Below are 11,965 nucleotides of genomic sequence, written 5' to 3' on the forward strand. Positions count from 1 at the left end.
GGCAGCATCACCTTCCGACCGCGTACTGCGAAACGATCTCCGTGGCGAGGCGTGCGACGGTCACCGGCTCGCGAAAGAGCGGGGCGACGGCGAACTCGACATCGAACTCCTCCTCCAGGACGGACAGCAGCCGGACCATGTTCACCGAGTTGAGACCGGCGCCGATGAGGTCCGCGTCGTACTCGTCGGGACCGACCCCGTAGCCCTGTTGCCGCAGCTGATCGACGATCCTGCTGATCACCGTTGGTTCGTTCACTGCCATCCGCCCTCGATCTCGTTGTGTACGTGCCGCAGGTTCTCCGCCTCGAACACGTCGAAATGCCCACCGGCCAGTGCGACGGTGCGCAGCGTCGGTGCCCATCCCCGCCAGGCCTCCGGGTCCGGTTCCGCGGGCTCTTCGCCGGCGCGGAACTGGACGACGGGAACCCGTACGGGGCTCGGCTGCCAGTCGCGCAGCAGCAGCTTGTTCTGCCGGTACACCTCGAACCTCCGGCGCAGTGCCGGGTCGCTGCTCACGGCCCGCGCCGAGACCACCACCCCGCCCGTCTGCCGGATGTCGTGGACGAACTCGGACACCATCACCGCCTCGGCGTCCGCGCAGTGGCGCGCCGCCGCCGACACGGGGGTGTCGATCACGACGACCCTGGTGACCGGGTACGTCGCCGCCCGCGCGGCCTCCACGGCGAGCGCGCCACCGAACGACCAGCCGACGAGGACGCACGGCACACCGGGGTCGTCGATCTGCCCCGCCAGACGGCGCAGGCAGGCGTCCGCCGCGGCGGCCAGGGTCGGGGCCGGCGACCCGGGCGCCTCGAACGGCCGGTCGAGGCCCAGCACATGGACGTCGAGGTCGCCCGGCAGACTCCGGATCAGCCCGGCGTAGCAGGCGACACCGCCGCCGACGGGCGGGAAGAAGATCACCCTGCCGCGCGGATCCGCCACCGAGCGCGGGGTGAAGCTCCACACCGCCTCGCGTGCCCGCCCGCGTCCGGTCCGGCACAACTTCGCCAGGCCGGTCACCGTCGGATTCGCCAGGAAGCGCCCGAGCGCGATGTCGTACCCGAACCTGCTGCGCAACACCGACAACAGCCGGATCGCGTCGAGGGAACTGCCGCCGGACTCGAAGAACCCTTCCGTTCCGGGCGCCCTGCCCAAGACCTCCGTCCAGCAGGCTGCCACCTCCTGGGCGTGCGGCCCCCCGTCGAGCGGCACGGCTGCCGCCGGTGCGGCGGGCGCCACCGTGCGCAGCCGACGGTGGTCGACCTTGCCGTTGGCGGTCAGAGGGATCTCGTCGAGGGCGACCAGTGTGTGGGGGACCATGTACGAGGGCAGTTCGTCGCGCAGTGCGGCGAGGCTGCGCTCATGCCAGTCGGAGGGGGCATCGGGGGTCAGCGTGACGTGGGCGAGCACACCGCCACCGTCCTGCGGGACGCACGCCGCGCTTTGGCGTACATGGTTCATGGCGTTGAGCAGTGATTCGATCTCGCCCAGTTCGACCCGGTAGCCGTTGACCTTGACCTGGGTGTCGATGCGGCCGAGGAGTTCGACGACACCGTCCGGCCCGCGGCGACCGCGGTCGCCTGTGCGGTAGATCCAGCCGTGCTCCGGGTCGTCGACGAACGCCTCCGAGGTCCGCTGCGGGTCGTTCAGGTAGCCGTCGGCGACTCCGCGGCCCGCGATGTGGATCTCGCCGATGTGCCAGTCCGGGCACACGTTGCGCTGGGCGTCCAGCACCAAGATGTCCTGGCCGGCCAGCGGCCGCCCGTACGGGATCGACCGGCCGGTGCGGTCGGCCGGCGTGATCCGGTGGTGGATCGACCAGATGGAGCCCTCCGTCGCACCGCCCAGGCTGATCACCTCCGCCCCGGCGGACAGTCGCTCCAGCCCGGCGGGAAGGTGCAGCGGGATCCAGTCTCCGCTGAGCAGGAAGGACCGGATCGACGGAAGGGCGCCGCCCTCCTCCGCGAGCAGGGCGGCCAGTGCCGGAGCCGAGTTCCAGATCGTCACCGAGTGCTCCGTGACGATCCTCGTCCATGCCGACGGGGTGCGCGCGGTGTCCTCGGGCAGCATGACCACCGCCGCGCCCGCGAGCAGCGGACCGAAGACGTCGTACACCGACAGGTCGAAGCCGATCGAGGACACCGAGAGCACGCTGTCGGACGGCCCGAGCCCGATCAGATCGTTGATCGCGTCGATGGTGTTCAGCACCGCGCCGTGGCGGATGACCACGCCCTTCGGCTCCCCCGTCGACCCGGATGTGAAGATCACGTAGGCGACGTCGGGCGCGCCACGGTCCGGCAGCCTGCGCTTCCCGGGGGCCGCCGTGGGCACAGTGATCGTCCGCACCGCGCGCCGGTGCCAGTCATCGGCGGCGTTCCGCTCGTCCGCGGTCACCGCGAAGCGCAGCCGGGCCTGACGGGTGATCCGGTCGAGCCGCCCGCGGGGCAGCCCCCGGTCCAGCGGGATGTAGACGCAGCCGGCGAGCAGCGCACCGAGGATCGCCACGACCTGGCCGCGGCCGCGCGGCAGATGGATCGCGACGTGGTCGCCGGTGACGGCACCCGCGGCCACCAGCCGCCGCGCCACCTCGGCGGCGGCGTCCGCCAGTGCCGCATAGGTCAGCTCGCCGTCGCCGTCCCGGACCGCCGGCGCCTCGGGCATCCGCTCGACGGTCTCGAGCACCCGCTGCTGCAGCGTCGCTCCCCCCTGTCGCGCGGGGCGGACGCGCTCGGCCACGGGGAGCGTGCGGCCGCCCCGGCTGGTCCAGTCGGCTGCACCGGCCGCCAGCCGGCCGACCGCCTGGGCGTACTGGGCGACGAAGTCGTCGAGGAAGCCTTCGTCGAACGCGTCGGTGCGCCAGTCGAAGCCCAGCCGGATGGTGCCGTCGCGGTCCACGCCGACCTGGTGGTCCAGCAGGACCTGTGGCACGCGCAGCTGCACGGTGTCCCAGTCCCGCCGCAGGCCGAGCGCCGCTTCCCGGGGCGCATCGAGTTCGAACGCGGTGAACGCGAACGGGTACAGCAGTCGGCGCCGGTCGGCGGCCGGGTCGGCCAGGCGGAGGATCTCGGGCCCGCTGAGCGAGGAGTGCAGCGACTGTTCCAGAACGCGGCCCTGCACCTCCCGCGCGAGCGAGACGAAGTCGCGCCCCTCGGGCGCGGGTATCGCCACCGGGAGAGGGATGCCATGGTTGCCGAGCGGCCCGTCGCCGGCCTGCGGGTCGTGCTGCGAGAGCACGAGGGTGAGCGTGTGCGGCCGGCCGCCGCCGACGGCGCCGAGGAGCTTCCCGTACACCGTGAGGAGGACCATCGGCACGGTCAGACCGTGCCGCTCGGCCCGCTCGGTGATCGCTCGCGTCGTGGGCCGGTCGAGGCGCAGCATCCGGTGCGTGACGGCCCGGCCCGCGTGCCGCCAGTCGGGCCGCAGCGGTACCTCGGCGGCCTCCGGCAGCGTCGGCGCGACCTCGCGCCAGTACCGCTCGTCGCGCGCCCGGCGCCGGCCGGACGGCAGGGCGGGCTCGGGGCCTGCTGCCACGCCGTCGGCGTCGTGGACCAGTCCCTCCAGGAACCGGGCGAGTGAGGCAGCGTCCATGAGCCACAGTGCGTAGACGAGGTGGATACGCGCCCGCCGTGCCGAACGCACCACGGTGACGCGCAGCTGGGGCCAGACGCCGAATTCCAGTGCGTCCGAGCGGAACTCGTCGCGGACACCGCTGTCGACGGCCTCGAAGCCGGCCTCCGTCGTCTCCAGCACGTCGACCGGCACGACCGCTTCCTCGCCGACCGGCGTCCAGGCCAGGTCGTCCCCGACGCGCGTGCGCAGGACCGGGTTCTCCCGTACCAGACGGTCCAGGCGCCGTTGGACGGCGTCCACGGCGGACACCCGCAGCTCGCAGGCGACGTAGTACCGGGCCGGACTGCGCAGTTCGAGCCCGTCCTGGTCACCGATCAGATAGGCGCGCTGGAGCGGTCCCAGCACGTGGTCCGCCGCTCCCGGGGCGGGCAAGGCCGGCCACGCCATCGTCTCCAGGTGTTCAGTCACGGGCTGTCTCCCGGTCCGTGCGGACTGCCCGCAGCAGCTCGCGGTGGACGCGCCCGATCACATCGGCGCGGGAGATTCCCTTGCGGTAGTAGTACGTCATGACCATCTCGGGCCCGGACATCTGAAGCTCCCCCTGCAGCTGGTAGCGCAGCGCACGGCCGAGCGACCTGGGGCTCCAGGCCCCGAGGTCGCGAGCACGCAGGTCCCGTGGCATCGGCCGCTGGTTGAAAAGGACCGTGGACAGTGGAAAGCGGTCCGTCGCACCCAGCCCCAGACCGGCGACACGCTGGTCGAACTCCCAGTCGCCGTACCGTGCGCCGTCTGCCAGCTGACGCGCCATGGCACGGATGTTGTCCCGCAGTGACGGTGCTCCCGGTCCGCGGACGATCAGGGTCGTGGTGAAGTTCCCGACGACGGCGGCATCGGTCTCGCCACGGTTCTGGCTCACCACGATGACGGCCGGACGGTCGAGACCGAAGGTGGCGGCGACCGCCCGCTCGAAGCCGGCCAGAGCGACGGTGAACGCGGATACGCCCAGTTCCTGCGCGATCGCGTGGACGTGACGCGTGCACACGGTGCCCAGGGGCAGGGAGAGCAGCTCGCCCTGCGCCCCGTCGGGTCCGCCCGCTTCGGGCAGTTCGACCTGGGTGACACCGTCCAGCAGACTTCGCCAGTACGCGGCCGCCCGGCCCGGTTCCCGCACCCTCGCCGTCGTGAGGCAGAACGCCCGGTAGCCGCCGTGGCCCTGGTCCGCCACGGGGCCCGGGCCCCGGCCGCACAGCCCGGCCCGCAGCTCGCCGGCCAGCGTGTCCAGGCCTGGCCCGTCCACGAACAGGTGATGCGCGGCCAGGAGGACCGAACTTCCCGTGGCCCCCCGGACGAGCGCGGCCCGGACGGGCGGCGCCGCCTCGGGGTCGATCGGCTCGGACACCAGCGCGCAACGCGCGGCTTGCACGCTCTCGCGGAAGGCCGGCGAGTCCGCCTCGGCGTCGATGTCCACGACGCGGATCGCACAGGACAGCTCTGCCGGCGCGGTCCAGGTCTGTTCCTGCCAGTCGGCGGTCAGCGCCAGCCCCAGCACGTCGTGCCGTACGAGCAGCGACCCGAGCGCCTCGGCGAGCGCCGTCCCCGACAGCCGCCGTGCGAAGGGGATCTCACGGGAGATGTTGCACCAGTTCGCGTTGCCGCCCGCCATGCAGATCCACATGTACGCCAGCTGACGGGACGACAGCGGATAGCGGTCCGGCGCCGCCGCCGCGGGTGGGCAGCAGGTCTCGGCGGCGGCGGGGCCGGCCGGGCTGCGTCTGCGGTCGATCTCGCGTGCCAGGGACGCCACATCGCGCAGCGCGAAGGCCTCCGCGACGGTCAGCCGTATCCCGTAGGCGCGGTTGACATGCGACATCGCCGCGAGCATCTCCAGGGAGGTGACTCCGGCGTCGACCAGGCCCGAAGTGTCCTCGTCGACGCCCAGCAGGGCGCGCAGGTGCCGCTCGACCTCGAGCCCGGTCGCACCGGCGGGGTCCTCGGACGGGGAGGCGGCGAGCCGGTCCAGGGACGCGAGCAGGGCCCGCCGGTCCACCTTGCCGCTGCGCAGCATCGGCACATCCGTGCGCAGGTGCAGCATGAACCGTGGCAGCCGCCGGCCGCGGCCGAGGCGGTGGATCGTGGTGCGCAGCGCATCCTCGGCCGGCGCTGCGCCCCGCGCGGTGACGACGAAGAGCTGCGGGCCGCCGTGGTCGACGACCACGCACTGCCGTACCTCGGGCAACGCCTCGATGTCGTCGATCAGAGGCTGGAAAGAGACTCGCCGACCGCCGTACTTGAGGTCATTGCCGCTCCGGCCGACGATCACCAGGGCGCCGTCGCCGGTCCGGCGACCGAGATCGCCGGTCGCCAGGGGGGCCGGGAACGGAGCCGTCCGGTGCCGGTCACCGGTGCCGGCGCACAGGGTGCCGAGGGCCGGTGCCTGCGAGGTGACGAGCACCTCACCGACTCCTGTGTCGTCGAGGTCGCGAAGGGCCACCTCGACGCCGGGGCGCGGCACTCCGACGGGTACCGACTGCGCGTCCTCGTGGTCGAGGCGCTGGACGTCGCGCCGGTACAGCTGCGCGAGCGTCGCCTCGGTCTGCCCGTACAGGTTGACGATCTCGGCGTTGGGTGCGAGGGCGGCCCACTGCCCCACCACACGTCGTCCGAGGACCTCACCGGCGAAGAAGAGCAGCCGCAGCCTCGGCAGTCCGGCCGCCGCGAGTTGTGGTTCCTCGGCCAGTCGGCTCGCGACGGACGGGACGAGGAACACCGTCGTCGGATCACTGTCGACCAGGTGGCCGGCCAGCGCCGGCAGATCGAGCTGCGCGTCGACGGGCGGCAGCGACACCACACCGCCCGCGCCGAGCACGCCGAGCAGTTCCCGCAGAGAGGGGTCGAAGTTCACCCGGGTGACGGCAGCGCACCGGTCCGACGCGGTGAGTTCGAACTCGTCGCGGAACCAGTCGAGGAAGAGATGCAGGCCGCGACGGCTGCCGACGACGGCCTTCGGCTCCCCGGTCGAGCCGGAGGTGGGGATCACATAGCCGGCGTCCGGGTCGGGAAACCTCTGCCCGCGCCACTCGGTGTGCGGGGCGGACTCGAGGAGGATCGCGCCGGAGCCGGAGTCCACGACGATCTCGGTCACTCCTCGGACCGCCCCCCGATACTGGCCGGCCGGGGTGAGATCGTGACTGATCACCGCGGCGGGGCAGGCGCGCTGCTCGAGCCAGGCGTACTGCTGCGCGGTCAGGCCGGCGTCCACCGGCACGGGCACGGCGCCGGCGCGCCACGCGGCCAGCAGCCCCACCAGGTACGCGGGCGACAGCGGGCCCATGACCAGCACACTCGCGCGGGCCACACCGGTCGCGGCGAGCCGCTCGGCCAGGGTGGCGACCGCGGCCTCCAGCTGCGCGTACGTCATCGACCGGCCGTACCACTCCACGGCGGTACGCGTGGACCGCTCATCGACGGCGACCGGGCGTCGAAGGCCGGTGCTTGCCGCGAAAGTCATATCGCGCGTGCTTCCTCGTCGCCCACGATGCGCCTGACCGCCTCGTAGTCGGTCTTGCCGACCGGGGTCCGCGGCAGCGCGGCGGTGAACCGGTACGTCTGGGGCAGCTGGTGGGGGAGCAGCTGCGAAGCGACCTGCCGGCGCAGAGACTTCGGATCGCAGCCGGGCTCGGTCATGACCAGTGCGGCAACCTGTTCGCCGCCCGTCCCGTCGGGCACCCCGACGACCCCGCAGTCGATGACGCCGTCGCACTTGCGCAGTGCCGTCTCGACCTCGATCGGCGCGACCTTGTTGCCCGTGACGTTGATGAACGTGGACTTGCGCCCGCGGATGAACCAGCCCTCCGGCCGCGGTACGACGAGATCGTGGGTGCGCAGCCAACCGTCCACGAACATCGCCGACTCCGCTGCCGGGTCCCGGTAGTACCCGCGGGCGAGGGCCGGTCCGCGCACCAGCAGTTCGCAGAGTCGTTCGTCGCCGTCGAACACGTCGACCGGCTCCAGCCGCCACTCGATCCCCGGGAGCGGCAGACCGATCGTGCCCGGTCGCGAGCCGTCGGAGTCGTAGGTGATGATGCCGATCTCGCCCAGCCCGTAGCCCTGGCGCAGCGGCAGGCCGAACCGGTCGCCGAAGCGCGCCTGGGTGTCGGGGGCGATGGGGGCGCTTCCGGTGAGGGCGAACCGCAGGGATTCGAGCATCGAGGGGGCGACCGCCTCGGCCGCGACGAGCATCTGGTACATCACCGGAAGGCCGCTGACGACGGTCACCGCGTGATCGGCGAGGGCGCGTGCCAGGCCGCGGCCCGTCAGGTGCGAGCCGCGGGCGAGGACGAGTTTGGCCCCGCTCAGCAGGCTGGGCAGCGCCAGCACGTCGATTCCGTGGCCGTGCCACAGCGGCAGCGCGCACAGCACCACGTCCGACGGCCCCAGGCCGATCTCGCCCGCCCAGCGGCTCACCCGCTCCATGACGGCCGCCTGGCTCATCACGATGCCCTTCGGCGCACCGGTCGAGCCCGAGGTGCAGTGCACGACGAAGTCCGTGGGCAGGTACGCGTGGGGCGTCTTCGCCGCGTGCGCGGACCGCCCGGAGACACCCTCGCCGCCTCCTGCGGTCGACTCCCGTGCGAGGGAGCCGATGCCGCCGGGGCCGTCGCGCAGCACCATGTCCAGGTCGAACCTGGCCGCGAGGCGCGCCGTCTCCTCGGGCGTCGCCCTGCTGTCCAGGAGCACGACGACCAACTTCAGCTCGGCGGCGGCGAAGTGGGCACAGAGGAAGCTGACGGGATCGTCCAGCGCCAGGCCCAGGACGGAGCCGGGCGGCAGGGCCTGGAGCCGGCCGGCGATGGCGTCGGTGGTCTCGACGAGTCGGCCGTAGGAGACCGTGGTGCCGTCGTAGGACACCACGGCCGTCGCGTCGGACTGCCGTCGCGCGACACCGCAAAGTCGCTGATACAGCGTCATGAGGTCGCGCCCACCGCGGCTTTGGCGCTCCTGCCCAGGACGTTGTGGAAGTGGTTGTGCATCGCCTTCGCCGCGAACGCCTTGCGGTGCACGGCCTTCGAGGCCTCGCGCGTCTGTTCCAGGCTCTCCCGCAGTCGGCCGGTGAGCACATGCTTGGTGGCCGAGAACGCGACGTCGGGGTAGCGCGCCATCCGCCGTGCCCGCTGCGTCGCCCGGTCGAGCAGGAACTCCGGCTCACAGGCCTCGTCCACCATGCCCCAGCGAAGCGCGGTGTCCACGCCGATCGGGCGGCAGGACATGATGGCGTGGCGGGCGATGTCGTAACTGCTGATGGCGGAGAGGACGGCGGCCCCCATGGAGGCCCCGATGCCGTGCTCCAGCTCCGGCATGATCAGGTTCGCCCGGGTGGACATGATCTTCCAGTCGAACATCATGGCCAGCTGGAATCCCAGGCCGATGGCGTAGCGGTCGATCGCGGCGATCGTCGGCTTGCTCGCGTCCAGGACCGTCAGGTAGAGCTCGGTGATCCAGTCGATGAGCTCGTCGACCGACTCGTCCGTCGCCAGCAGCATGACCTCGTTGAAGTCCCCGCCCGCGCTGAAGCTCCGGTCGCGTCCGCCGTTGACGACGACCGCGCCCACGCGGTCGTCGCCGTCCGCTTCGCGCAGGGCGGTCATGAAGGCCTCGGCCATCTCCTTGCCGAACGGATTCGTCGGCTTCTGATGGGCAAGGGTCAGGATCCGGATTCCCTGGACATCCTCGATGTCGATCAATGACACGGCTTTCCCCTGTTCTCAGTGGTACGCACGGACGTAGGCGGAGATCGCCGCCTGCAGGCACTTGTCAGGGTCGATCGGCTCATGCGGTGACTCGACCAGCGCACCCGCCTGTTCGGTGGCGACGAGTTCGTAGAAGCGCTCCACGTCGACGGCCTCCAGGCCGGTCAGACGGGCGACGGCGCCGTCGAGATTGCGCTGGACGCCGCTGCCGTGGTGCATGGCCTGCTTGGGCCGCCACGCGATCTCGGGCGGGAGGAGCGCCTCCGCCGCGGCCCGTATGTGCCCCTTCTCCCGGTCCCGATGGCGCATGACCTCGGGGGCCGTGTCCAGGGCGGCCTGGACGACGGGAGTGTTCCAGTACATGTGGCGCAGGGCGTAACCGTGGGCCGCGGCCCCGGCGCCGGTCCACTCGCCGCCGCCGGCCCCGTCGGCCAGGCACTGGGCGACGGCACGCCGCAGATCGGGTACCGTGCCCGCCTCGACCCGGAGCCCGGAATTGATGTAGTCGGCGCCGATGCCGGTCAGGATGGTGCCGGCGGGTATCCGGCCCTGCCGGTAGACCGCGACGAGGTTGACTCCTCCGGCGACCATCTCCCGGTTCGGAACGCCGAGCATCCGGACGGTCTCCGGGATCGCCCCGAGGATGTCCTCCTCCGAGAGCACGATGTGCTCGACCGCCATGCCCAGATGGGAGCCGAGCTCGTCGGCGGCGGCGTACTCGTCGCCCCACGGGGTGCCCAGTGTGGCGAGGTGATCGAGGATCCCGGCCTGCTTCGCCAGCGCGGCGACGAGCCCTGAGTCCACTCCGCCGGAGACGACGACGGTCAAGGGCCGCGGCGTGCCGGAGGCGATGATTTCCCGGCGCAACACCTCGATCTGCCGGGCCCCGGCCTCCACGGCGCTCTCGCCGGTCCTGGGCGAGGCCTTCCAGCCCTTCGACACGGTCTCGGTGACATCCGTCGAGCCGCCGTCCGCAGAGCGGGAGAAGACGACGGTACGACCGCCGCCGATCGTGCGGATCGAGGCGCGCACGGCGCGGATCTGCGACACGCGATCGGACTGCGCGCCCACGCACGCGATGGCTCGCGCGGTGAGCTGGGCCAGGTCGGTTCCGATCAGGACACGGCCCGTGCCCGGCTGCTGCCAGTAGCGCAGGAGTGTGAGGTTCAGCAGGCTGGTGCGGACCGTGACGCGGTCACCGGTCCACTCGATCGTGTTGCGGTCGTCCGGGCCGCCCGGGGGCAGCGGCAGCCCGCGGCCGAATTCCTCGACCACGAGTCGCCCGGTGCCGCCGGGTTCCCCGGCGCCGTCGAGCTGTGCCACGAGGCCGGTGCCCTGGTGGCGTACGTCCAGCAGGAGCGAGGGATATGCGTTCATCGGGCCGTCCCTCTCACGCGACCGACAGTCGGACCAGCTTGCGCGGCTGGTTCGGGAAGGCGGCACGGCCATGGACGACCTTGCGGTTGTCCTGGACGATCACCTGCCCGGCCCGCCACTTGTGGGCGTGGAGCACGCTCGGCCGGTGCAGAACCGCCTTGATCCGGTCGAGCAGTTCGGCGCTCTCCCGGCCCGTGCGGCCCACCACCGTCGCGTCATGGGTGCGCATCGGGTCGTCGGGGTCGGTGAGGCCGATGACCAGCCTCGTCGTGCCGGTGACCGGATCGTCCTGGATCGGGGCCACCCTGGGGTGGTCCCCCTCCGGCCGGTTGCGGTAGTAGCCGGAGATCCGGTTGCGGTACTCGATGGTGATGCCGCGCATGACCTCGAGCAGATCGGTCGGCGCATGGGCGAAGAACGCGGCATTGCTCGCGATCAGTGTCTCGCCCCCGACTTCGGGCGCCGTCACGCACTGCATGCCGATGTACCTGACCGCCGGTCCGGCGTTGAAGAGGCCGTCGGTGTGCAGCGGCATCCCGCGGGTGGTGAACTGCAGGTTGTCCGAGTCCTCCTGCGGCTGGAGGTCGAGCTTGGTGCCGAAGCCGTAAGAGACCGGTTCGCCCAGCCCCGCCATGATGCCGTCGAGGCCGTGGTCGCCGGCTCCGTCCGGCTCGAGGACGACGAACCCGCAGTCGTCCAGTTTCTTCTGGAAGTCCTGGTGCTGTCCGGGGGGACAGACCGCGCGCCGGGCGATGTCCCGCATGTCGAGCCGGTTGATCATTTCCACTCCAAAAGCGATCTGATGCGACGCACGCGCTGCCGCACCGACTCGGTTGACATCTCTGCTGCGGCAACGGCGATCCGACGGTGCGGCAGGCCGGACTCGAACCGTCTGCACCCCCGGCGACGTGCGGCACCATCGACGCGGCCTGTCGGCGAGCCGGCGGCGTGCGGCTGCGCTTGGACCGGCCGGGCGAGTGGCCCGCCGGACTCGTCCTGCGGGAGCCCCGCCGTCGGCCAGTCGACCTGATCGCCCCACGACTCGAGGGCCTGCCGGCCATGCCCGTGCAGGGCTGCGACGTCACTGGAGAATTCGTGTGTCCTCCGCTCGTTTCCCGTCGTTCGCTGGACGGACTTCGGAACCGGGCCGTTCGGCAGGCTGTCCCACACGGGAACGTACAGGCGGACGGCGACAGCGAAGCCGGTGGTAGAGGGCCCTTGGCCCCATGCTCAAGCGGGCCTTTAGGGCGTGTTTCGAAAGTGGCGTCGTC

7 protein-coding genes are annotated in these 11,965 nt (G+C 71.9%); all 7 read right to left on the reverse strand.

Features of this window, described 5'->3' with window-relative positions:
• Positions 1-7 precede the first annotated feature (7 nt).
• From AC5WRT_RS36205 to AC5WRT_RS36235, 7 genes are read right to left on the reverse strand one after another with little or no spacing between them, the layout of a single operon-like run.
• A complete protein-coding gene (locus AC5WRT_RS36205) occupies positions 8-256 on the reverse strand; it encodes an acyl carrier protein (protein WP_496098597.1) in 249 nt (82 codons plus the stop codon).
• Entirely contained in the window at positions 253-4,038 is a 3,786-nt protein-coding gene (locus AC5WRT_RS36210; RefSeq protein WP_496098598.1) for a non-ribosomal peptide synthetase, read from the reverse strand. The genes AC5WRT_RS36205 and AC5WRT_RS36210 overlap by 4 nt, the downstream gene beginning before the upstream one ends.
• The gene (locus AC5WRT_RS36215; protein ID WP_496100982.1) at positions 4,031-7,078 is read right to left on the reverse strand and encodes an AMP-binding protein; all 3,048 of its coding nucleotides are present in this window, start codon (positions 7,076-7,078) and stop codon (positions 4,031-4,033) included. Before AC5WRT_RS36215 ends, AC5WRT_RS36210 begins: the two co-directional genes overlap by 8 nt.
• Positions 7,075-8,538, reverse strand: coding sequence for a class I adenylate-forming enzyme family protein (locus tag AC5WRT_RS36220; protein WP_496098600.1), 1,464 nt, complete (start codon positions 8,536-8,538; stop codon positions 7,075-7,077). The genes AC5WRT_RS36215 and AC5WRT_RS36220 overlap by 4 nt, the downstream gene beginning before the upstream one ends.
• Entirely contained in the window at positions 8,535-9,317 is a 783-nt protein-coding gene (locus AC5WRT_RS36225) for an enoyl-CoA hydratase/isomerase family protein (protein WP_496098601.1), read from the reverse strand. The genes AC5WRT_RS36220 and AC5WRT_RS36225 overlap by 4 nt, the downstream gene beginning before the upstream one ends.
• Before the next feature lie 15 nt (positions 9,318-9,332).
• A complete protein-coding gene (locus AC5WRT_RS36230) occupies positions 9,333-10,694 on the reverse strand; it encodes an asparagine synthase C-terminal domain-containing protein (protein ID WP_496098602.1) in 1,362 nt (453 codons plus the stop codon).
• A gap of 13 nt (positions 10,695-10,707) precedes the next feature.
• Positions 10,708-11,475 carry a TauD/TfdA family dioxygenase gene (locus tag AC5WRT_RS36235; RefSeq protein ID WP_496100983.1) on the reverse strand — a complete coding sequence of 256 codons (768 nt, stop codon included), beginning with the start codon at positions 11,473-11,475 and terminating at the stop codon, positions 10,708-10,710.
• Between the last annotated feature and the right edge of the window lie 490 nt (positions 11,476-11,965).

The sequence above is a fragment of the Streptomyces sp. NTD91 genome (genome assembly GCF_059510455.1).

Excerpts from the sequence above, each read along its gene's own strand:
- AC5WRT_RS36230 (WP_496098602.1), bottom strand. The coding sequence starts at position 10,694 with ATGAACGCATATCCCTCGCTCCTGCTGGACGTACGCCACCAGGGCACC.
- AC5WRT_RS36235 (WP_496100983.1), bottom strand. The coding sequence starts at position 11,475 with ATGATCAACCGGCTCGACATGCGGGACATCGCCCGGCGCGCGGTCTGT.
- AC5WRT_RS36215 (WP_496100982.1), bottom strand. The coding sequence starts at position 7,078 with ATGACTTTCGCGGCAAGCACCGGCCTTCGACGCCCGGTCGCCGTCGAT.
- AC5WRT_RS36220 (WP_496098600.1), bottom strand. The coding sequence starts at position 8,538 with ATGACGCTGTATCAGCGACTTTGCGGTGTCGCGCGACGGCAGTCCGAC.